The organism is Paenibacillus kyungheensis, assembly GCF_028606985.1.
GTDB classification, from domain to species: Bacteria; Bacillota; Bacilli; order Paenibacillales; family Paenibacillaceae; genus Saccharibacillus; species Saccharibacillus kyungheensis.
The window spans coordinates 3,494,843-3,518,745 of sequence record NZ_CP117416.1 but is presented as its reverse complement, the minus strand read 5'-3'; the positions used below and the strand labels follow the sequence as shown (position 1 = coordinate 3,518,745).

The window sequence follows — 23,903 nt, the reverse complement described above, 5'->3', positions numbered from 1 at the left end:
ATAAACAGTGACAAAATAGTCAGTTGTTTATCCAATATCTCAAAGTGAAACTATTAATTTTATGTATCAATTTGTCGATATAAGTAGAATGTGGATTTTATTATAGATAAAGAGAGGATAGGTAATTACATTGCGTAGATTCAAGTTTAAAAGTATCCAGGCTCGCACATTATTAACATTACTTCCGATTGTTATTATCGCTCTTGTAGGCATTAGTGTGTTATCGTACCAATTTGCAAAGGAGAAGCTTAATACAGAAATCAATACCAATGCTAATAACACATTAATAGGACTGAATGAGAGCTTAAACAGTCAATTAAAACAAAATTCAATGATTGTATCATCACTTGCAGCAGCTACAGGAGAATTGGGAAATAATCTAGATATTGCCGATTATTTTAAACTGACAGAACGCTGGCAAATGTTAAGTCCATTTACGTACGGGGTAGGTATTTTCTTCGCAGAAAATCAGTATGAACAAGGTGTTAAATATCGGTCTGCTTATGCAATCCGAGATGGAGACAAAATTACAACTACAACAGAATATGATGATCCCGCTTATGATTATTTAACACAACCTTATTACACTGCAACTCTTAATAACTTTGATAAAATCTATTATACAGAACCATTTACCGATTCGGTTAGTAAAATCAAAATGATTACAGCAGGTAAAACGATTCGTAATAATGATGGTCAAGTGCTTGGTGTCGCTTTGGCAGATATCAGTATGAATAATATTCGAGATTATGTAAACAATCTGAAAATAGGTACAGCCGGTCGTGCTATATTGGTCAGCGGTAAAGGCGAAGTACTAGCAAGTGGTAGACCTGAGATTGTAGCGGATATGCCTTTGAAAGATGAAAAAATAGAGGGTATGGATACAGTAGCTAACCTGATTAACAAAAATCAAACAGGTCGTACAGTAGTGAATATTCAGGGAGAATTAAATACTGTTTTCTATATGACTGTGCAAGAAACAGGTTGGAAAATTGCTGTAGTATTACCTGATTCTGAAATTCAACAGCCTACTCAAGAATTGCTACATATTCTAATTATTGTAGGCGCAATCGGTATCATCATTATTAGTGCCGCGATTTTGTGGAATAATATAGGGATGATTCGAGAAACGCGTAAAGTAGTCGAAGTCAGCCGTAAAATGGCTGTAGGCGATTATTCTGCACGATTGTCTAATCAAAGAGCCGATGAATTTGGTCAGATGGCTAATGAGTTTAACAAAGTGCTAGAGTCTACCAGTGGCATTATGAATCATCTGAATCAACAATCGACTATGATTCAAAATGCAGCTACAGAGATTGCTCAAGATTCAACGATGGCCGCCACAGATGCAGGTCATAATGTCAAAGAGTTGCAACAAATGGAAAGTGGTGCCGAATTACAATTAAAAGCTGCTGATGAAAGTACAGTAGCAATGGAAGAAATGGCGATTGGTGTACAACGGATCGCAGAATCGGTACAAGAAGTATCGGAAGCTACAGTTATTATTGAGCAAAAAGCAGAGCAGGGTAACCAGCATCTGAACAAAGCAGTTCAGCAAATCGATAGAGCTAAAGAAGTCATGGATGAAGCAGGACGTATGGCGGCTTCACTAAATGAACGTTCTCAACAGATCAGTAGCATTATAGATATGATTCAATCGATTAACAAACAGACGACATTGCTTGCTCTGAATGCTTCTATTGAAGCAGCACGAGCAGGAGAAGCAGGTCGCGGATTCGCTGTAGTTGCGTCTGAGATCAGTAATCTAGCGAATAACGTTGGAGATTCGGCTAGATTGATTACTGAACAGATCGTCTCTATGCAAGCAGAAACGTCTGCTGTAGTAAATGGGATGAAAGATGGATCAACACAGGTTACCGACGGTATCATCATGTTAGAAGATACGAAGCAGATGTTTGCTTCTATTAGTGGAGATATTGAAAGTGTAGCTGGTGAGATTCAAGAAGTATCATCTGCATCTGAACAAATGTCAGCTGGCGCAGAAGAAGTGACAGCGTCTTTGAACAACCTGGCGGATATTGCTAAATCATCAGCAGTGCGTGCAGCAAGTGCAACAGAACGTTCTACACAACAGTCACAATCTTTACAGCAGTTACAAGCTTCCGCACAATCTTTAGATGCTGTATCAGATGCTTTGAATGAACTTATTTCTAAATTCCGTACTTGATAATATGATCCCTTTATGATGATGAAATAGATTCAAATGGATAGGATAGACCAAAAAACCGCCTGCAATATGCTGGCGGTTTTTTGGTGTTGTGCTCAATAACCAAATAAAAAAAGCTGTCAGAGAATTCTCTGACAGCTTTGAATTTAAATCTTAACGGTTGTAGAACTCAACGATTTGTTTTTCGTCGATTTCTTGAGACAATTCAGAACGCTCTGGCAAACGGATATATTTACCTTCAACAGCGTTTTCGTTGTACTCGATGTAAGCAGGCAAGTGTGAACGGTTTTCGATAGCTTCTTTAACAGAAGACAAGCTACGGCTTCTTTCACGAAGACCAATAACATCACCTGGTTTTACGGAGTAAGAAGCGATATCTACTTTTTTACCGTTAACAGTGATATGACCGTGGGATACCAATTGACGTGCTCCAGCGCGGCTGTTAGCAAAACCAATACGGTAAGCCAAGTTATCCAAGCGGCTTTCTAGCAAGAACATGAAGTTTTCACCAGCAATACCTTGAATTTTTTGTGCTTTAGAGAACAAAGTACGGAATTGTTTTTCGCCCAAACCATACATGTGACGCAATTTTTGTTTTTCTTGTAATTGCATACCATAGTTACTCATTTTACGACGTTGGTTCGCTCCGTGTTGACCTGGAGGGAAAGGACGTTTCAAATCTTTACCATTGCCGCTTAGCGAAATACCAAGACGACGACTTAATTTAAATTTAGGACCAGTGTAACGTGACATTTATAATAAGCTCCTTCGTAATTAAAGTTTTATTTTGAATATAAACATTCCGGGGCTTTGGGTCTGTGATTCATGTTGCCGCGTTTTGTTTGTCGTAGGCTCGGATAGGAAGCGTACTACTAGCAAAAATGTTCAGCCGCAGTCTTGCTAGCAACAAAAAGCGTGAGGGTGAAACAACGTTACCCCAAATTAAAGTCTATCCAGTCTTCATCAATAATAAATTATATAGGAAATAGGGATCTGTCGTCAATAGGTTTGTAAATATTGTTTGTGTAAAATTTGTTACGGGTTATTTATGTATTAAATATTGTGTGCAAACCATAGCATAAAATTGTAGAATGAGTGTATTAATGTTAAGAAATTTAGTCACTTATTAGTATTCGTGAAAGGAGGCATTTTATATGTCAGACAATCAATGGAATTATCCGGTGCAAGCCTGGCGTACCGAAGAAGGACATGCCTCCTATCCGGTTGTATCAACTGCTGACGAAACGTTCTGGCTGCAAAATCTGGATATTAATCCTGAAGATTTTCCGCATATTGAACCACTGTTGCAAGAAAGTCTGGAAGATTGGCAACAACAAAATCATTCTCAAATGCGGATAGGTAATGCACATTGGTTTTTAATAAATCATATGCATAAATATATAGGCGGAGATCAGACAAGTGATCATTTGATACCAAAGATAGATATAGCAACCTTAACTCCTCATACGAATCAGGAGCATGTGATTGAATATGAAGAAGGACTTTATCGATATACGATGGTTCCTATTTATACCCGCCGTCATCATCAACAATTTGCGATGATGGGATGTGCTCAATTAAATCGTGACTCCGATGTATTATTGACAGAAGAAATTAAATTGCTTGTGTTGCATTATAAAAGTCTATTTTACCGTCGCTTCGAATATACATTTGTAGCGGATATGTTACATTCCAAAACACTAGCAGAGCGTGAAGCCCAGCGTCGCTCTGTCTTGTTTCAAGTGATTCAACGTATGCACGACAAATTCGATATCGATGCTTTGATCAATGAGCTTTTTGCTATCGTAGATCAGATGTATCCACAGGTAGAATTTGAATTGCTAGTATCACAAGATAATAAAAGCAACAATGCTAGAGTAAAGCCTTTATCGTTGCAAAATCCAAAAGAAGATATGTGTGTACGTGCTTTTACAGCAGGGCAACCACTTATGGAAATACACGCCAAAGCTCAAGGGTCTGATCGAATGGAAGTAGCGATTCCTCTAATCGGGAAGCAAGCGATCTATGGTGTATTTCATCTATTGTCTGAGTCTCCTTTAGAGGAAGAAGATATAGAGCTCATGAGGATTATGGCAGAAGCGGCTGGACGTACATTTGAAAATGCTAAATTATATGAACAATCACAATTGCTCAACGAAGATCTGCGTCTCATCAATGAGATTACAAGAAGGCTCAACCAAAGTCTGCAATTGAACGAGATTTTTGATATTGCAGGTAAAGAATTACTTGATGTATTCAAAGCAGAGACCGTCGCAGTACTCCATCTGAATCCAGAGACAGAGCAATTTGAAGTGGTCACCGGTAATGTTCCAAGTATGGAAGGCAAGTCAGTAGGGAAAGATCATGGATATACCGGATTACTGTATCGAACCAAAGAGCCTGTGATCTTATCTGATTATTGCCAAAATCCTAGTCTGGAATCGTTATTTATGAATGCTTCAGGTTCTTGTTCGATGATCGCTTCTCCATTAATGAGTGGTGGAGAAGTTAATGGATCGATCTTTTTAGGTCATCGTACCAGTCATTACTTTTCATATGGTAATTTTAAGCTATTACAAGTCATTACAACGCACATTGGACTAGCAGTAGCCAATGCAACCCTACATGATGAAGTAAGACGTATGGCAAGCCGTGACGCGCTCACAGGGTTATATCTACGTCGCTATCTAGACGAAAAGATCCACAGCTATCAAAGCAAAGAAGATAGCGGAACGTTATTGATGGTCGATATAGATAAATTCAAGCAGGTGAACGATACGTATGGTCATCAGATCGGCGATGAGATTTTGAAGCAAGTCAGTAAAATGATTCAATCTTCTATTCGTGAAGACGATATTGCAGCCCGATGGGGCGGAGAAGAATTAGCGGTCTATTTCCCTCAGATTGATGCAGAGAAAACAGAAGTGATCGCTGAACGGATTCGTGAAAAAATCGAACAGGAAACAGATCCAACAGTGACTGTTTCTTGCGGAATTGCAGCCTGGGATCGCAAAGACAAAAAAGTAAGTGTAGAATCTTTATTTTATCGTGCAGATATGGCGCTATATCAGGCTAAAAAAAGTGGACGTAATCAAGTCTGTATTGATGAAAGTCCAAGAGAATAATATAAGAAGTAGTTCTATAGGATCATTATCGATAAGCGATATAGATGCTAGAGCTACTTTTTTTATTTTATAACGACAGGTAAAGACAAGAAACTTAACATCGTGATACAATGTTTTTTGAATAATTAACCGTTGTTCAAAAAAATATTTAAAAAACTATTTACGAGGGGAAGATATGTGATGCAAGATCCTAGAGTAAAAGTATTAGCCAAAAATTTGGTTGAATATTCAATCGATGTACAACCAGGGGAAAATGTTTTGGTCGAAATGATCGGTAATGAACGTGATCTATTAAATGCAGTGATTCATGCGATTGGCGAACGAGGCGGTAATGTGTTTGTTCAATTGACTGATCGTAAAGTACAACGTGCTATGTTGATGAATGCGACAGAATCAAGCATGAAAACATGGGCTGCACTTGATCTAGAGCGTATGAAGCAGATGCAAGGATATATTGGTATTCGTGCAGGCGAAAATATCAATGATCTATCCGATGTTCCTGATGACAAACAAAAGTTGTACAACAGTATTTATCAACATGCTGTTCATAGCGAGCAACGTGTTAAACATACCAAATGGGTAGTGCTTCGTTATCCAAATGCAAGCATGGCACAATTGGCAGGAATGAGCACAGAAGCATTTGAAGATTTCTATTTTGACGTATGTAATCTAGATTACGCTAAAATGGACAAAGCTCAAGATGCGTTAGAGCAATTAATGATCCGTACAGACAAAGTTCGCTTAGTCGGTAAAAATACAGATTTGCAATTCTCTATCAAAGATATCGGTGCTAAAAAATGTTCCGGTCAACGCAATATTCCAGATGGTGAAGTATTTAGCGCGCCGGTTCGTGATTCGGTTAATGGCGTTATCAGCTATAACACACCAACGGTATATAACGGTACTACTTTTGAAGGCATCACTTTCCGTTTTGAAAATGGTAAAATTGTTGAAGCAACAAGTAATGATACTGAGAAATTAAACAGCATTTTGGATTCAGATGATGGTGCTCGTCATATCGGAGAATTTGCAATTGGATTCCATCCTCATATTTTGCATCCGATGAACGATATTTTGTTTGATGAAAAAATCGCAGGTAGTTTCCACTTCACGCCAGGACAAGCATATGAAGAAACAGATAACGGTAATCGTTCTTCGATTCACTGGGATCTAGTATTTATTCAACGTCCAGAATACGGTGGCGGTGAGATTTACTTTGATGATGTATTGATTCGCAAAGACGGAATCTTTGTATTGCCAGAACTAGAAGCGCTTAATCCAGAGAACTTGAAATAATCTTTTAATAAATACTATAAAAGATTGAAAATGGTAAAAGAGGTTATATATTGTTGAGAGCATCTTATACGCTATTCACAATCGTAACCTCTTTTTATCGCTCTCATACGCTGTAAGAAATGGGTTGCATAAGAAAGCGTATTCAATTATGATGTAAATGGAAAACCTGAATTGTTGAAAATTTTAGTCGGAGTAGGAGGGTTCTCAAATGGCAACAAGTAATACGAATAATGCCGCAGTAGTTGAAATCGCACAGACAGCAGGTCAGTTCACTTCTTCTATTGTTTTACAACACGAATCTAAATTTATTGATGTTAAAAGTATTTTGGGGCTATTTACAACACTTGTGAAAAATCAAGATTATGAGCTCCATGTACATGGACCAGACGAAGAAGAGGCTAAAAAAGCAGTAGTTGCTGCTTTTGAAAAGCACGGACTTGCCGTAAAACTTGCAGAAGGTCAATGATTAACGAAATGCTGCTGATTCCTTGTGAATCGCAGCATTTTTTGTATGGATCAATCCGAATTCTATTTTTCAATAAATAGTTAAAATATAATGTAAATTCCTTTAATTTCGTTAGGGGTTCTTGTATTAGCCTCCAATTTCGTCTAATATTAATAGTAGTAGTGACTGACGATTCTCGAACATGGGGGGGAAGAGCATGACTTCATCTGATTTACAAGAGCAGTTGAATATAAAAGCATTGAATCTTCTACAAGAAGATGCAAATAAAATTGAAAAATTAATTGAAATACAGATGGAGAATTTGGATACTCGTTACTGTCCTCTGTACGAGGAAGTTCTGGATACTCAAGTATACGGCTTTTCCAAAGAAGTAGATTTTGCTATACGTGCTGGATTTGTTTCTGAGCCTGTAGGCAAACAGCTGATCAGCAACCTGGAGCGTAATTTGTCTGTGTTGTATGAAGCCATGAATAATAAACAACAGTCTGCTGAGTAGCAGACTTTCGTTACATAGAAACGCCTGTACCTTCAGAAGAGGGCACAGGCGTTTTTGGTTTGTTTTAATTTAGACAAGATAGAAAGAGACACCGAGAATAATATAAGTGACTAATAACAATAGCCCTTCATACCAGTTGGTCGAACCATCTTGAATAATAGATTTGGCGATAAATACAGATACCATAATCGCGACAAGTTCTAGAGTCGTAAATACAATATCCATCGTATTGCCTAAGAAAAAGCTCACAAAAATCAGTACTGGCGCTACAAAGAGAGCAATCTGTAGACTACTACCGACAGCAATCTCAACCGATGCACCAATTTTGTTTTTCATGGCTAGCATAATCGCAGCACTATGTTCAGCAGCATTACCAATAATCGCTACTACAAATGCACCGACAAATAATTCACTGAATCCAAAGTCTGTTGTAAATGTCTCAAGCGTACCTACAAGCCATTCACTGACAAAAGCAGTCATGACAGTAGCAATCACCAAAAACAAAATAGATTTATTTTTAGACCATTTGGGTTCTTCATGATCTTCAGGTGCTTTGGGATCTTTCACATCTTCAAGATACTTTTTGTGTGTAATCATCGAGAAGATCAACCAGGCAACATACGCAGCGATCAATAGTCCGGCTACAATCAGACTAAGTGTATCGACTTCGGTAGGAGTGATCGAATGAGTATTCAAAAACAAAGCAGGCACAAATAGTGCGATGACAGCTACAATCATCAAAGAACCGTTCATATTAGCAAGCGCTACATTAAAGTTCTGAATCTTATGCTTCACGCCACCTGCAAAAATACTAAGACCAAGTACCAGTAATAGGTTACCGATAATCGAGCCGGTTAAGCTGGCTTTGACCATATCGTATAATCCTTCACGTAGCAACATGATAGCGATAATTAATTCTGCGGCATTACCAAAGGTAGCGTTAAGAAATCCACCTAAACGTTGTCCTGCATAATGAGCTACACTTTCTGTAGCCCGTCCTAGAAATCCAGCGACTAATACAACAGCTATAGCCGAGACTACAAATTGTAGAATAGGATTCAAATGTGCATAATGAGCAATAGCACTAAACACAAAAAAGATAGCCAATAAAATCGTAGATAAATGTTTCTTCATTCTGCACCCCTTTTTCTATATATTTTATGTAAATTCTTTAACATTATAACCAAAACAGTAGTGTATTTAAACCAATTGCGTGAGATAAAGTTTAGATTTTGGCAGAATGCTGATACAATAGAGGAGAAAAGTCAGCTTGATATAGAAGTTCTTTTATAAAGATAATGGCTTAAGCTTTAGAGGAGGATGGGACATGACCGAATCATTACAATTGGAAATGGGTATTATCAAAATTGCCGATGACGTCGTAGCAAAAGTAGCGGGCATGGCCGCTTTAGAAACGCCAGGTATTGCTGCTATGTCTGGAGGATTATCCGATGGATTTGCCAAACGTCTAAGTGGTAAAAATGTACAAAAAGGAGTTACGGTAGAAGTCGGACAATTGGAAGCTGCAATTGATCTACGTATTATCGTGCTGTATGAAACTCCAATTCATGAAGTATGCCGCATGCTTCAACAAAATGTACGCGAAGCTGTAGAAAATCTAACCGGGCTTAAAGTGGTTGAAGTCAACGTAAAAGTAGAAGGCGTTGCTTTTAAAGACGATATTTTGTAGACATTTTGATCATAAACATACAAAAAGACGACAGAAGTAATCTCTGTCGTCTTTTTTATACTATTGTTTTATTATTTCATTCGCATCGAGATCGATTGACGATTACCGATACGTGAATTGGTCGTTTGTGATTTCTCACTAGCTACACGATTGGTTTCACGAGAAATACTTAACATGATTCCCATACTGGTCATCATCATAATCAATGATGTACCACCATAACTAATAAATGGTAATGTAACCCCTGTAATTGGAATCGTATTCGTAACACCGCCGATATTAATAAACGCTTGAATCGCAATCAAGCTCATAATACCAACACCGACCAGTGTCCCAAAGATATCAGGGCAACGCAATGCGATAAACAAACCTCGCCAGATAAAATACCCGTACAGTAGTAGAAATAAGCTGGTTCCTATAAATCCGAATTCCTCACCGATTACTGCAAAAATAAAGTCATTGTAAGGGTTAGGAAGGTAATGAAGCTTCTGAATACTTTGTCCAAAACCTGAACCTGTAAATCCACCAACTCCAATAGCAGTTAACGATTGAACAAGGTTGTAAGAACTTCCTTTTTCATCAGCCATCGGATCAAGGAAAGCTTCAATCCGACCTGCTTTGTAGCTACTTTCTGTACCAGTGTTATCATCATGATTAAAAAGAGCACCTATACCTAATACAAGTGATGCTCCAAGAACGAGTAAAAGCACAGAAGCCATAATGTGTTTTACACTAGCGCCACCTGCAAAAATAATTAGACCCGCTGTAGCGACCAAAATCATACAAGAACCCAAGTCATTTTGTAAAAAGATCAAGCCAGCGATTAAGCCGACCACGACCATGACCGGAATATAACCGCTACGTAAATCTCTTAATTTATCTCCTTTTTTGGAGATCAAAGCTGCTAGATACAAAATAACAGCTAATTTAGCAAATTCAGAAGGCTGAAGTGAAAATCCAAAAATATTCAACCAGCTTCGAGCACCATTGAGCTCTTTACCTACCATTAGAACGATAACCAGTAAGGCTAAAGTAATTAGAAAAAAGGGCGCAAACCATTTTTTATATTTACTATAGTGAGCTTTCATAGCGAAAAACATACCTACAAGACCGATAACCGCATATAAAATATGCTTTTTCGTAAAATACAAGGAGTCAAAGTTATAGTTTTTGTTCGTCCATGCAATGCTTGAACTTGCACTAAAGACCATAATAATACCAAAACAGACTAAAATGACGGTCATGATTAACAATTGAAAATCAGGAGCACCTTTTTTAGTGATTTTCTGTGCAGGTTGCTGTATATTACGCACATTAGAACTGGAAGAAGGATTCGCGTTCCGATAGCGATTAGCTGTTGTCTGGTTGTTTAGTGTTCGTGGCGAAGTATGTCTGATTTTATTCATAACGAGTCTCCAAGGATAGAACGGATATGTACAGATCAGAAGTATTCAAGGCAGTTAACCAACTGCTAATTTTCATGCACAAATCCTCCTTTTGTAATAAAAAAATATATCTATTTTTTGTTTCATATCAAATTATGGTTAAGTTCACTTTTCATGATAGTACGTTTTGTAGGTAGGTGCAAGCTTTACCCATCAGTTTGAACATAGATATTACCATGAATATACTATAATGAAACAGAATCTAGTCATATAAACTATTATTTAACCACCTGAGCAGTATTGAAACGTATAATTATGTGTATAATGAAATAATGAGAATAGCATTGAAAGGATGAAGAGCAGATGGGGAATTACAATTGGGAAGCTTTATTTCCAGATATGGTAGAATGGCGCAGGCATCTTCATCGTCATCCTGAATTATCTTATCAAGAACATCATACAATGAAGTTTATTGCTGATCTATTAATGTCTTTTGGAATTGAGACAACGTCCGGTGTCGGCGATACAGGAGTCATTGGTGTTATCAAAGGAGATTTACCCGGTAAAACAGTTGCGTTACGTGCTGATATTGACGCTTTACCTATTCAAGATGAAAAAGAATGTGAATATGCTTCACAGGTGGATGGTGTTATGCATGCTTGTGGACATGATGGTCATACCGCAGGTTTATTAGCAGTCGCTCGTTATTTTAGTGAACACCGAGCAACATTAAAAGGTGAAATTCGTCTTATTTTTCAACCGGGTGAAGAAGTATGTCCGGGTGGCGCTCTGAAAATGATTGCCGCAGGTGCTCTTGAAGGTGTAGATGTTATCTATGGTGTGCATTTATGGTCGCCTTTGCCTGTCGGAATATTAGCTAGTGCCGCAGGTCCGATTATGGCTTCTGTTGATGACTTTGTGATTGATATTACAGGAAAAGGGGGTCATGGTGGGATTCCTCATGTGACTGTCGATAGTGTACTTACTGGAGCGCAATTGGTGGTGCAATTACAATCTATCGTGAGTCGTAATGTAAATCCTTTGCAACCTGCTGTGTTGACGATCGGAACCATCAATAGTGGAACAGCCAAAAATGTAATTGCTGAAACTTGCCGAATAACGGGAACAGTACGTACATTTGATGAAGAAACTAGAGCAGTTATCCGTAAACGGTTTGACGAAGTGACCCGTCATGTATGTGCGATGAACGGAGCAGAAGTAGAGATTGATTATATGATGGGTTATCCACCACTGGTGAATCATGCAAGCGAAACAGAACGATTTTTCGAAGTGGCTACCGAAGTCTTTGGAGCAGATCATGTTGAAGTGACTCCACCGATGATGCCAGCAGAAGATTTTGCTTATTATGTACAAGAAGTGCCAGGATGTTTTATTTTTGTTGGAGTTGGCAATGAAGATAAAGGGATTACGTATCCGCATCATCATCCAAAATTCGATATGGATGAAGCAGGAATGTTAAATGCCGCCAAAATATTAACAGCACTTGCTGAAAATTATTTGCAACAATCTGCGGTAGAAACGTAATCTATTTTGCAACACTGAGTTGTAGTGTTATTTATAATGATGTGAAAAGTATTCAATAAACTATACTTTATAAAAAATTAGACGATAAAAAAGATTCAGAACGGGTGAACAATACACCACATTCTGAATCTTTTTTGCTACCAGCTGTTCCTATTTATCTATCATGGTATCACGATCACTCAAGTATCTGTAGAATTGATAATATTCAGATCGATTTTGAGTTGTGCTCCTGAAGCGAATTCAAGCTGTAAGCCTGACTTGCCAACTGCTCGTGTTGTTAGAAAACTTCGTGTTAGCGTATACGTATCTCCATTAACTGTATAATCTTTGCCTTCGGTCAGACTACTCAATACATTTCCTTCTGTTCCGATATAACGAATCGTGGATAACGTATCTCCATTCAGATAGACATCCCATGTTACTTGATTCGCAGGATCATTTTGTTTGGACGGATTCAGATCATATGTTGCTGAAGTGATTGAGGTTGTCGGTTGTTGCGGATTTTCAGTACTGTTGTTATTGTATACCTGAATTTCAGTGAGTGTAGGCGTTCCAGTTGCATCAGATTTGACACTATCAATTAGCAAGCGAAGCTGACTACTTGTAATATGACCAAAATCTTTTAACGAGACATTGGTTCCCAAACCGTTGGTCTGCTTTTCAAAAGTAGTCCATGTATCTGTAGCTTCATCATATTGTTGCAATTCATATTCAAGAATACGTGGATCAGTTCCGCTGTCGACATATTCGTCTAAATAGACTTCATCAAAAGCAATAGGTTTACCAAAATTGATAGTGATCTCGATTGGATAGGTGACTTCGTCCGGGCTTGCCCAGCGTGTCGTTGTTTTGCCATCTACTAGATTAGTAGCTTCTAAGCCTTTATTTGGATGAGTATAATTAGCTGAAATCTGCTGATGAAGCGCTAGATTTTCACGTGGTGCAGGCTGCTCATTTTCGATAGGATTGGTATCCACAGGTGATTCAACTTTGGTTCCTATTGGACTTTCTTGAATTCCGATATCGATATTGTCGCCATAGTATAGATGATTGTTAAAGAAATCGGCTTGTCCTGCATGTACATTATAGCGACCAGTATCAATTAATGGTGAAGTTGGTTTGACTTTGAAATTAGCGGCTGAATCAACAATGTTAGCAACGCCATTACCACGTTTGTAATCCGCAGGATCAGCTACAAATTGCGGATCTGCTAGTACAGCATGCGCATCGGCTGGTTGTTGTGCAGACTGTACGCCACCAGCTTCATAGTACGCATTGTTCGAGAAGACAGCTTTGTTCAATGCTCCTTCTTTGCGGTACCATTTAGTAGGCGTAGTTGTTGATGTGTTATAAAATACATTATTTAAGAAATAAACGGTATCTTTAAATACTTCATCATGGAACCAATCCATTTTGGAAGCATCATAGACAAATACATTATTCAGGAAATACGTAGGTGAATAGTTGGTAGATAGCATATTTTTAACAATAACTCCGTTATCATTTACACTTAAATTGTAGCGTGCAATCGAATTAGAGCTATTCCCCATATAGGCCATCCAACCTGCTGCATTATCATGAGAATAATTATATTGATAGGTTACATTAAAATTGGTGAATTCCAAATCCCACGGGGTACCATCATATTCTCCATACGGCCCGCCGTAGACTTCGTTATATTGCATAACTGTATCTGCCCCTGCCCATAAGTACAACCCACAAGAAACCGCATTATAGCGTTGCAAATAGCCATTCACTTCATTGTATTCGACAATCATATCTTTGGTATTCGCTAGCTGAATCGCGCCTTGACCAATATCTTCCGCATAGTTATGACCAATATACACATCACGACTGTACAAATCTCTGTTTTTCACCCATAGCTGTTCCCAACCTTCATGAAATTTACCTGTTTCATCATATTCACCAGAACTAGCATCGCGATCATAAAACCAGTTAAAAGCAAATTCAATCGCATGTAATTCTGTTTGATAGAAACGGTTATTTTCGATACGCACATCTTGGAAATAATAAGCACCTTCATCGTAAGATTTATAACTTTTTTCTCCAAATACTTGAAAAACGATGCCACCATAGTGAATCTTTTGCCAGTCTGTAGGCCCATCAATATTGTGAATATAATTATCACTGATTCGGAAGTAATCCATAATTTTATCGTTTCCTTCTAGTAAATCAGCATTAATGGAAATAGATATACCATCTCGAACGACTGACTTGGTTTTGGCAGAGACATTAATATCGGTATTGAAATCATCATCGTTGGATAATTCAAGATTATGAATTTCCCAGTATTGCTGATTGCGTAGAACGACAGCACCGGTCAAACCGACTTTATTTTTATCTTTGACAAAATCTCCATTTATATATTGAAGAGGGTTATCTACTTTGCCGTTGGTAGCAATATAAGGTTTGCCCAGTGTTTCATCACCATAACGATCGATCACAATCGGTTTACCGGCTGTTCCAGATCCTTTGGGCCAGAGTTGCTGATTCTGCCAGCTCTCACCAGATTTAAGCAAAATACGATCTCCTGGCTGAAATGTAGTATTGTTTGCTTTTTGTAACGTTTGCCATGCAGTATCGATAGATTTACCGTCATTGGTATCTTTTCCATTGGTTGCATCAAGATAATAATCGGTTCCGCCGTATGGATTAGGAGCATTGCCGCTAAGTGCATTTTTAGGTGAGTCTAAAGAAGTATTAGCATTCGCAGAATAAGTAGGGAATAGAGTAAATAATAACGTAAACAATACCAAGCCAATACAAGCTTTTTTAATGTTAGGCATTATAGACCTCCAATTGAATTTACTTTTCCAAACTACAGAATAAGCAATATAGAATGCTACAGCATCATGAATGAAGAAGTGGCTAATACGGTACTGATTTTGGGTTGATCTACTGTAACCGGAAGGGATTGTTGAACGTGTTTTAAATACGTATTCAGTCGATCTTCTAGCAATGTTTGTGTAATCTGCGCTTGATACTGTTTGAAAGCTTCTTCTTTATTGATAGCAGTGTGTTCTAATTGATACAAATCAAAACCTTGCTTTGTCTCGATAAATATTGGTTTTGAAGCATCATCAGTATTTCTGAGCTTCATAATCAGTTCATTTTGATACGAATTTTGCGAGGTATTGCTATCAGGTGTAATAGTCTCTGCTATTTTTTGAGGTAGTTTGTATTTGTTTTGAATCATAGTAAGACTCATATTTTGTTGTAGATCTTGTGTGATTTGTTGTAAAGTAGTTGCTTTCTGTTGCTGAGTAGAAGGGATATGAAGCTTGGTCATTTCGTACGTAGTCGCATTAACCGTCCAATCTGCTTGATGAGCATTAAAGTAGGCATAAGCGTCTTTGTTATCAATATAAAGAGGGTCATTTGGAGATTGGCTTAATTTCTTTTTCAGTTCTGTTCGGAGAGAGGTTAGCAAGTGAGAATAATACGATTGTGGTGTGAAAGAAGTTAATCCATATACAATTTCACCACGCGATATCGCCTCGGTACGACTTTTGTTTTCGGTATTCATTGCTTGAATAATATCTGCATAATCGATATGTTCGATCAAATGCTGCTGTTTGCCAACAATTAATAATGTTTTGTCTTTTACAATTTGAGCTAATGCTTGTTGCTGTAACTGATCCATAGGTGTTGTTCCGTCAACTTTTTTGTACCAATCTTCTTTGCTAAGTGGACGTTGGTATTTGGTTTGAAATTCATTTTGTATTTTAGGACGTAATTGTTGCATATAAAAGGTTAATTCTTGTTGACTGATAACATGTTCATCGACTGTAGCAACTTCATCATTGGAGTTAAGCATATACAGCATAACGGTTAAAAGTGTACCCCCTACGATAAATAAACCTGTGATTAATAACAAAAACGATTTGGTGTTTACTGCTTTTTTGCTCATCATTTATCCCTCCTTTAGTGTTACAAAATGAATGTATGAATAAATTTATTATACGTTTGCAATTTAGATTAGAATTTATCTTTATTGCTATGTATTTTAGATTTATTGCTTTAAAATAAATAATATGACTAAATAGTGTGAACATTGGGTTCATAGGATGTAAAGAATTGTTTATAAAGGTGGATGATTTTAGAATGAAGAGGTGATAATGATGAATAGTGGAGGACATTCGTCTACGATCGATGTTCATTCGTATGTCAATGCGGAGTTAATTTATATTAACAAATCGGATACGGATGGAGAAAATTGGGTCACGATGAAACATTCACACCATTTTGTTGAATTTTTTTATGTGACGAGTGGAAGAGGCGAGTTTCTAGTAGAGGATAAGAGATTTGCAATCAAAAAAAATGATATAATCGTTATTAATCCCAATGTCGAACATACGGAAATTTCAGATACGCATCAGTTGCTTGAATATATTGTTATTGGAATCCATGGCATTTCACTAGTAAATGAAGAAAACCCTTTTTCTTATCTTAAAATAGATGATGTGAACAACAGTATTTTATTTTATGTTCATCAACTTTTTGAAGAATACAATGCCAGACAGTATGCTTATGAAGAAATAGGCAGACATCTGATCCGTATTTTGCTTTATCTTATTTTGCGTAAAAAGTCTGTATCATTGCATGTAGAACCTTCCCAAAAAGTAAATCGTGAGATCGCTCTTGTACGCAATTTTATCGATATTCATTTCAAAAAAGATATTACGCTAGATGTATTAGCCAGTGAAGCACATATTAATAAATACTATCTATCTCATGCTTTTAAAAAAACATACGATATATCGCCACTTAAATATTTGTCTACGGTTAGAATCAATACAGCTAAATTTTTGCTAGAATCTACGAATTATTCGATTTTGGATATCTCCGAAATTGTAGGATTTAAATCGCAATCGTATTTTTCCCAACTATTTAAAAAAGAAATAGGTCTATCTCCGATGGATTATCGCAAAGAATGTTCACCTTTGTTGTAAGGTATTTAGAAGAAAATCGTTGTTTTATCGCTAAATATAGTGAACTTTATGTATTAAAGATACCATTTTTGGAAAAGCACTTCTAATCTGTTCTCGGCTTATGCTATGATAATAAAGACAACTAAGTTAGAGGGTTGTCCACTTTATATACAGAAACGAGATGAATTTCATGAGCGTAACCGAGATTAGGACGGTCGATATGGCCGAAGTCTTGACAAGCGCCTATGAATTAGGCGATATGATCAACAATTCTATCGAAGTCGCGAATTACCTATATTGGGAAGAGCGTATGCTGGCTCACCCGGAAGTTATAAGCTTGATGCACAAGCTCAACAGCAAAAAAGAATTATTTGAAGAAACACAACGGTTTGGACATTTTCATCCCAACTTCCATGAAGCCAAAGAACAGGTAGAAGCTGTTCAACGAGAAATGGAACAGATAGAAGCAGTATGGCGCTTTAAAGATGCTGAGGAAAAATTGGATCAAATGTTATACGAAATGTCAGAGTTGATAGCACATTCGGTCTCTGAAAGTATTAAAGTTCCAAGCAATAACCCTTTACCGAAAGGAGGCGGATGTGGTAGTGGAGGATCATGTGGATGCAGTTGAGAACGAACAACAAGAAAATGTAACACAGCAACCAGAAGAACAAGAATTAGCATTGCCTTCACGTATGGGCTACATTATCTGGGTTAATGATGTTAAAGCAGCACGCAATCTTGAAAAATATGGCTGTGTTCATTATATTTCACGTCGCATGCATTATGTAGTTATGTATTTGTACACTGAAAAAGCAGAAGAAACACTCAAAAATATCCGTCGTCTTTCTTACGTGCGCAAAGTTGAACGATCTTATCGAAATGAGATCAAAACGGAATATACCAAAGCGGTACCTGATCAGACTCAATTTTACGGTATTTAATCAAGTATTTTGAAATGAGCAGTTCTGACTACCATTTATCAGCGACCTTTAATGGTCGCTTTTTTATATTTTATTGTAGGAAACGGTTTCATTTAACAGCGTTTAAAGGTATGTACTAAGTATTATTTATGATAATTTTGAAGATTTATCATTTATGGGTTAAAGAAACGTTACTCCCTGTCGATATAATATTTAGTGGGACTACAGAACTGTAAGGTTGCAAAGACAAATATTGAATTTAAATCAATTTACTTTAAAAATTAAAGAAATTTAGTGAAATGAGTTAAAAAATGGTAGCTTTTTCGTCTTGTGTAGGGCGAACGATGTATATATCTTAATAGGTATAAATACTTAGACGGAAAGACCCATACAGAATGGGGAGTGAATAGTTAATGAGAGATAAAGTAATGGAACGTTGGAGCACGTATGAACCTTTTCATGTAGAACTTGGCGAGAAAAAAGTTGCAGATATCGTAATTACGAATCATGCTATTAGTCGTTATAACGACCGTATCGCTAAGGCTCAGACTAAACCTGAAGAAATTGCTTCATTTATGTGGGAAACGCTTAAACAAAATCGTATTGTATCGTATTATCGCAAAGAAGAAGATGTATATTTAATTGATGAAGACCTTGTTGTTGTTGCTGAATTTGCTGATCTACCAGGTGAATACGATCTTACAGGTAACCCACTGCACAAAATGATTATCGTTACATTTTTGGGTAAAATGTCGGAAACGATTGAGCTTCGCGATCTTAAATCTTACTATTCATGGTTAAGACACTCTCGTCGGATGACTTTGATCAAAAACAGTCGTAAACGCAAATAAGATTTGTATATCGACAGCAGATGTGCCTAATAGAAAAGAAGACATAGCGTTGTATTAGGAGTTTACGTAAACATGCAATATTTATAAAACGACTCACATATCTAATCATAATACTTTTGAAAAGAAGCGGCTGTTAAAGCGAGCTTCTTTTTTGTATGCTTATTTGAAAATGGTACAATATATACATAGCAAGGAGGGGGAACGGTAGTGGCATTTAATTTTCATCAATTACACATTTTTTATACAGTTGCTGAGCGTGGCAGTTTCTCAGCGGCGGCGCAAGCTCTTCATATGACGCAACCGGCAGTCACAATGCAAGTGCAGTCTTTAGAAGATCATTTTGGCACCAAATTGTTCAATCGGACGACCAAGCGCATTGAGTTGTCTGAAGCAGGTCATGCGTTAATGCCGTTCGCTTCGCAAGGGATTCATCTGATGCGGGAAACCGATGCAGTCATGTCCAGATTTACCGATAGTCTAGCAGGGCGATTAGTGTTAGGTGCAAGTAATACGATTGGTGAGTACGTATTACCTCGTCTACTCGGTCCACTAGGTCAGCAATATCCACATATGAAAGTCATGCTCAAAGTGATGAATACCACTCAAATTTTAGATGAAATTAGTCGTAATCAGCTAGATTTTGGATTGATCGAAGCGCCTGTTGAACATCCCGATATGACGATTAAGCCTGTGATGCAAGATGAACTCAAACTCATTGTACCCGGCAACCATCCTCTGGCTGATCAAGAGATTGTGCAATTAACAGATGTGTTGAAGTATCCATTTGTGTTACGTGAAAAAGGCTCTGGAACTCGCCAAGTGATGGAAGAAGAGCTAATCAGACATCAAGTCGATCTTTCTCAAATTCAGACAGTGATGGAATTAGGCAGTACAGGAGCAGTAAAATCTGCTGTAGAAGCTGGATTAGGTATTACGATTTTATCACCATCATCGGTTAAGCATGAAGTCACTTTAGGATTATTGAAAGTGTTAACTATTGAAAATGTTTCGTTTCAACGGCAATTTTATTCGATTCATCTTAAATCTACATTATTGACTATTCCGGCAGTTACTTTTTTACAATTTGTACAAGAGTATGAGTGGGTGTGAATATAGAAGTGTAATAGATAGGTAGAAGCAATAACATAGGAGTGATTAGATAATGGATAATTCTCAAGAAGAACGTTATGCAGATTTGCATACTCATAGTCAGGCATCAGACGGTATGAATACACCAACGCAAAATATAAAGTTAGCAGTAGAAGCAGGTCTTGGCGCGATTGCTGTAACCGATCATGATACGGTAGCTGGTGTAGCCGAAGCGATAGAAGCAGGCAAGCAGTATGATATTGAAGTAATTGCTGGTGTAGAAATTAGCACTAGAGAAGACAATAAAGATATTCATATTCTTGGTTATTACCTTAATACAGAAGATCCTCAATTATTAGAACGTCTGCAAGGACTACGCGAAGTTCGAGACAATCGTAACGTACAAATTTTGCAAAAGTTACGTGATCTGGGTGTAGAGATTACGATGGATGAAGTCATCCAGCAATTAGGCAGAGAATTAATGCCTGATGAAAGTATCGGTCGTCCGCATATGGCTGATGTATTGGTAGCGAAAGGATATGCTGTCGATCTAAAAGATGCTTTTAACAAGTATCTAGCAGAAGGAGCGGCTGCATATGTCTCTCCACCACGTATTACAGCTTCTGATGCAGCGGTATGGATTCGTGAAGCCAATGGAGTTCCGGTGATGGCTCATCCGGGTATTTATGGTGATGATGCATTAGTAGAGCGTATTCTGGATAACAGTTCTATAGCAGGCTTAGAAGTGTATCATTCCGATCATTCTGCTGAAGATGAGCAACGATATCTGGAAATCGCCCAACGCCGAGATCTAATAGTTACCGGTGGCTCTGATTATCATGGAGAGCGTCAAGGAAAAGTATTTCATGGCCCATTAGGTGGCAAAAATGTACCGATGTCTACCTTGACTCAATTGCGCCAATTACAGACAGCTATCGAGACAGGGATTACAGCAGAATAATCATTATGCAGTAATCACAGTGGAATGATAGCAAAAACATTAGATATAGTTATAAGAAAAAACGGCTGGATGATCACCTGTAATAGGTGTAGTCCAGCCGTTCTTTTTTTGATTTAAACATAAGAGCCTATTCAAAGCATACTTTATTGAAGCATACCTATCCTATAGTCAGACGAGCATTACGATTTGATCGTGCTTTCCAAGCTTTTGACTACCTCTTCTTCAGGAGTAATAAACAGCGTAGTCTGTTGTTCGTAAATCACAAATCCCGGCTTGGCTCCACTTGGCTTACGTACATGACGAATAAGAGTGTAATCTACAGGCACACTACTAGACTCTTTAGCCTGACTAAAATAAGCGGCAAGCTGAGCGGCTTCTGCTAATGTAGCTTCGCCAAATTGTTGACTACGGATAACTACATGAGAACCCGGAATATCTTTGGTGTGTAACCAAGTGTCATTCGAGTGAGCTAATTTATTCGTAATGTAATCATTTTGCAAATTATTTTTCCCTACATACATTTCGATACCTTCACTGGAAGTGTAGACATGAAGAGTAGGGCGATTGTCTTTGCGTTTCTTTTTGGCGCGTTTATTACGATTACGTACATACCCTTGTTCAGCTAATTCTTCACGAATCTCATCAATATCTTGTAGTGAAGCACTGCCTAGCTGTTGGAGTAACGAATCTAAATATTGAATTTCAGCATGTGTTTTGATTAATTGTTGATCAATTACAGCGAGACTATTTTTATATTTGTTATAACGTTTGAAATAGCGCTGTGCATTATCAGACGGTGTTAATTGTGGATCAAGATTAATCGTTATTGGACGCTGTTCTTCATCATAGAAGTTAATCAATTCGATCTGCTTATCACCACGTTTTAGTTCATGGAGAGAAGCAAATAATAGTTCTCCTTGAATACGGAACTTTTCAGCGCCTTCAGCTTCTTTAATATCTTTTTGCAAGTTATCTAATTTTTTAATATTTTTGCTACGTTCATTTTGGAGAAAACGCAACAGATCGCTTGTTTTTTGCTTAACCGTATCGCGTTCAGCTTTGTCACCATAATAAGCTTCGATACATTGACTAATCGAATCATAGTGCTTTTCTTCTTCTTGAATCAATGTTAAAGGAACTGCTGAAAACACAATTTTGCCTTGTGCATTAAGACCGCTCACCGGAGCAAATTCCCCTTTGGATACTTGCTCCATTAAGCTGGAAAATGCTTGCCAGATATACGGTACATCTGGATAAGTGTTTTCATTTTCTCCATTAGCGCTAATATCAGCTTGTTGAGCACGATATACAATTTCTTCGGCAATCAATGGGCTTAGACCGCTAAATGTATTCAATAGAAAACGAGCAGGAGGATCGATATTTTCACGATGCTTCTCCATGAATTGTTGTTCACTGGTTTCTAAAGGATTTAATTTGTGCTGATCTGGTGGTTCTACATAGCTAAATCCAGGCATAATCACGCGATAGCTACTGATTGCTGGCGTAATATGATGAATTCCGTCCAGTATCGTATTGGTTGCAGGATCGATCACAATCATATTACTATGACGACCCATAATTTCAATAATCAATCGTTTGAAAGAAACATCGCCTAATTCATCCCGCTGACGTACATTGAAATGAATTACACGTTCCATACCTACCTGTTCAATCGATTCAATAATAGCACCTTCACAATGCTTGCGAAGCAACATACAGAACATAGGTGCTTCTTGTGGATTCATAAAGGATTGCTCGGTAAATTGAACACGTGGATAGGTAGGATTAACGCTTAAAATTAATTTGCGATTCCCGCGCTGTGCACGAATCTGAAAAACAATATCATTACCTGTCGGTTGGTGAATTTTATTAATACGTGCGCCTTGCAGAGATTGAAGCTCATGAACAATCGCACGGGTAACAATGCCATCTAATGCCATATCGAGTATTCTCCTATTCTTACTATCATAATCATCTTCTATCATGCCACAAAGCCATAGCAATTTATAGTGCCATCATGTATGCTTACCCAATAGAACGTGTTTTTCGGAGGAGAGAATCAATATGGAATTTACAAAAATGAATGGTCTGGGCAATGATTTTATCATCGTCTATGGAGAGCCATCCTTACCAGCAAATGTAGCAGAATTAGCGATTAAGCATTGCAATCGTTACTTTGGTATCGGTGCAGATGGATTAGTTTATATTTTGCCGTCTGCGAATGCAGATTTTATGATGAGAATTATTAATTCAGATGGATCAGAAGCAGAACAATGTGGGAATGCGATTCGTTGTGTTGCCAAATATGTGTATGATCGTGGGTTAACGCCTCATACTGAAATCACGATAGAAACGATGGGTGCAGGAGTTCAATCGGTTACTGTGCAAGCTGAAGACGGAATAGCCCATACAGTTCGTGTAGATATGGGAGAGCCTATTTTGGATAGTACGTTAATTCCTGTAGCAATCGAAGGCAATCCAGTAATCAATCAAGAGATAGAAGTGGAAGGTCAGATTTTCTATTTTACAGCGGTATCTATGGGTAATCCTCACTGCGTTATTTATGTAGAAGATGCTGTGAATATCGATTTGAATAAATGGGGACCACTACTTGAAAATCATCCATTATTTCCGCGTAAAGTCAATGTAGAATTTACAACGGTGCAAAGTCGTGATCGAATGGACATGCGTGTATGGGAACGAGGAGCAGGGCCGACACTTGCTTGTGGAACAGGAGCTTGTGCGACATTGGTCTCTTCTGTACTGAATGGATATTCTGATCGTACTGGTTATGTCTCGCTTAAAGGTGGAGACTTATATATTGAATGGGATGAGTCCAGTAACAAAGTATATATGACCGGCCCTGCGGCTACTGTATACACTGGAGAAACAACCGAATAATATGCTTGTTACGCGTCTGGTTATATAATTTAACT

The 23,903-nt window shown here is 37.8% G+C and carries 20 protein-coding genes; 14 read left to right on the top strand and 6 right to left on the bottom strand.

All coding sequences use genetic code 11. The features are described 5' to 3' along the window. Window positions 1-130: 130 nt before the first annotated feature. Window positions 131-2,188 (top strand): methyl-accepting chemotaxis protein, encoded by a 2,058-nt coding sequence (locus tag PQ456_RS15065; protein ID WP_273613027.1) that lies wholly within the window; start codon window positions 131-133, stop codon window positions 2,186-2,188. A gap of 153 nt (window positions 2,189-2,341) precedes the next feature. Here PQ456_RS15065 and rpsD read toward each other — a convergent pair whose 3' ends face one another. After that, window positions 2,342-2,941, bottom strand: a complete 600-nt coding sequence (gene rpsD, locus PQ456_RS15060) for a 30S ribosomal protein S4 (protein ID WP_204823349.1) — start codon at window positions 2,939-2,941, stop codon at window positions 2,342-2,344. A 401-nt stretch (window positions 2,942-3,342) separates the two neighbouring features. Here rpsD and PQ456_RS15055 point away from each other — a divergent pair, with 401 nt between their 5' ends. The 4 genes from PQ456_RS15055 (at window position 3,343) to PQ456_RS15040 (ending at window position 7,571) form a co-directional block, all read left to right on the top strand. After that, complete coding sequence (locus PQ456_RS15055; RefSeq protein ID WP_273613026.1) at window positions 3,343-5,313, top strand: sensor domain-containing diguanylate cyclase; 1,971 nt, start codon at window positions 3,343-3,345, stop codon at window positions 5,311-5,313. A gap of 180 nt (window positions 5,314-5,493) precedes the next feature. Further along, window positions 5,494-6,609, top strand: a complete 1,116-nt coding sequence (locus PQ456_RS15050; protein WP_204823351.1) for an aminopeptidase — start codon at window positions 5,494-5,496, stop codon at window positions 6,607-6,609. A gap of 208 nt (window positions 6,610-6,817) precedes the next feature. After that, window positions 6,818-7,075, top strand: a complete 258-nt coding sequence (locus PQ456_RS15045) for an HPr family phosphocarrier protein (protein WP_069329023.1) — start codon at window positions 6,818-6,820, stop codon at window positions 7,073-7,075. A 196-nt stretch (window positions 7,076-7,271) separates the two neighbouring features. After that, window positions 7,272-7,571 (top strand): Fpa/YlaN family protein, encoded by a 300-nt coding sequence (locus PQ456_RS15040; RefSeq protein WP_069329024.1) that lies wholly within the window; start codon window positions 7,272-7,274, stop codon window positions 7,569-7,571. A 69-nt stretch (window positions 7,572-7,640) separates the two neighbouring features. Here the strand turns inward: PQ456_RS15040 and cax are convergent, their stop codons facing one another. Next, entirely contained in the window at window positions 7,641-8,705 is a 1,065-nt protein-coding gene (gene cax / locus PQ456_RS15035; RefSeq protein ID WP_273613025.1) for a calcium/proton exchanger, read from the bottom strand. A 193-nt stretch (window positions 8,706-8,898) separates the two neighbouring features. On the opposite strand from cax, the gene PQ456_RS15030 reads away from it, so the two are divergent. After that, window positions 8,899-9,261, top strand: coding sequence for an Asp23/Gls24 family envelope stress response protein (locus PQ456_RS15030; protein ID WP_204823353.1), 363 nt, complete (start codon window positions 8,899-8,901; stop codon window positions 9,259-9,261). Between the two features lie 71 nt (window positions 9,262-9,332). Here PQ456_RS15030 and ftsW read toward each other — a convergent pair whose 3' ends face one another. After that, window positions 9,333-10,667, bottom strand: coding sequence for a putative lipid II flippase FtsW (gene ftsW / locus PQ456_RS15025; protein ID WP_273613024.1), 1,335 nt, complete (start codon window positions 10,665-10,667; stop codon window positions 9,333-9,335). Window positions 10,668-11,009: 342 nt separating this feature from the next. On the opposite strand from ftsW, the gene PQ456_RS15020 reads away from it, so the two are divergent. After that, complete coding sequence (locus PQ456_RS15020; RefSeq protein WP_273613023.1) at window positions 11,010-12,191, top strand: M20 metallopeptidase family protein; 1,182 nt, start codon at window positions 11,010-11,012, stop codon at window positions 12,189-12,191. Window positions 12,192-12,370: 179 nt separating this feature from the next. Here PQ456_RS15020 and PQ456_RS15015 read toward each other — a convergent pair whose 3' ends face one another. Continuing rightward, on the bottom strand, window positions 12,371-14,998 hold the full coding sequence (locus PQ456_RS15015) for a X2-like carbohydrate binding domain-containing protein (RefSeq protein WP_273613022.1): 2,628 nt from the start codon (window positions 14,996-14,998) through the stop codon (window positions 12,371-12,373). A gap of 56 nt (window positions 14,999-15,054) precedes the next feature. Then, window positions 15,055-16,122, bottom strand: coding sequence for a SurA N-terminal domain-containing protein (locus PQ456_RS15010; RefSeq protein WP_273613021.1), 1,068 nt, complete (start codon window positions 16,120-16,122; stop codon window positions 15,055-15,057). A gap of 211 nt (window positions 16,123-16,333) precedes the next feature. On the opposite strand from PQ456_RS15010, the gene PQ456_RS15005 reads away from it, so the two are divergent. From PQ456_RS15005 to PQ456_RS14980, 6 genes are all read left to right on the top strand, one after another. Further along, a complete protein-coding gene (locus tag PQ456_RS15005; protein WP_273613020.1) occupies window positions 16,334-17,164 on the top strand; it encodes a helix-turn-helix transcriptional regulator in 831 nt (276 codons plus the stop codon). 169 nt (window positions 17,165-17,333) lie between these two features. Then, window positions 17,334-17,774: a YlbF/YmcA family competence regulator gene (locus PQ456_RS15000; protein WP_273613019.1), complete on the top strand. Its 441-nt coding sequence runs from the start codon at window positions 17,334-17,336 to the stop codon at window positions 17,772-17,774. Window positions 17,775-17,838: 64 nt separating this feature from the next. After that, complete coding sequence (locus PQ456_RS14995; protein ID WP_069329121.1) at window positions 17,839-18,087, top strand: YlbG family protein; 249 nt, start codon at window positions 17,839-17,841, stop codon at window positions 18,085-18,087. Between the two features lie 392 nt (window positions 18,088-18,479). Next, complete coding sequence (locus tag PQ456_RS14990; protein WP_273613018.1) at window positions 18,480-18,917, top strand: hypothetical protein; 438 nt, start codon at window positions 18,480-18,482, stop codon at window positions 18,915-18,917. A gap of 207 nt (window positions 18,918-19,124) precedes the next feature. Further along, complete coding sequence (locus PQ456_RS14985; protein WP_273613017.1) at window positions 19,125-20,027, top strand: selenium metabolism-associated LysR family transcriptional regulator; 903 nt, start codon at window positions 19,125-19,127, stop codon at window positions 20,025-20,027. Between the two features lie 52 nt (window positions 20,028-20,079). Next, window positions 20,080-20,967: a PHP domain-containing protein gene (locus PQ456_RS14980; protein WP_273613016.1), complete on the top strand. Its 888-nt coding sequence runs from the start codon at window positions 20,080-20,082 to the stop codon at window positions 20,965-20,967. Window positions 20,968-21,146: 179 nt separating this feature from the next. On the opposite strand, the gene PQ456_RS14975 is transcribed toward PQ456_RS14980, so the two are convergent. Then, complete coding sequence (locus PQ456_RS14975) at window positions 21,147-22,907, bottom strand: Rqc2 family fibronectin-binding protein (RefSeq protein ID WP_273613015.1); 1,761 nt, start codon at window positions 22,905-22,907, stop codon at window positions 21,147-21,149. Window positions 22,908-23,031: 124 nt separating this feature from the next. Between PQ456_RS14975 and dapF the strand changes: the two genes are divergently transcribed. After that, on the top strand, window positions 23,032-23,868 hold the full coding sequence (gene dapF / locus PQ456_RS14970) for a diaminopimelate epimerase (protein WP_273613014.1): 837 nt from the start codon (window positions 23,032-23,034) through the stop codon (window positions 23,866-23,868). The last annotated feature ends 35 nt before the right edge of the window (window positions 23,869-23,903 follow it).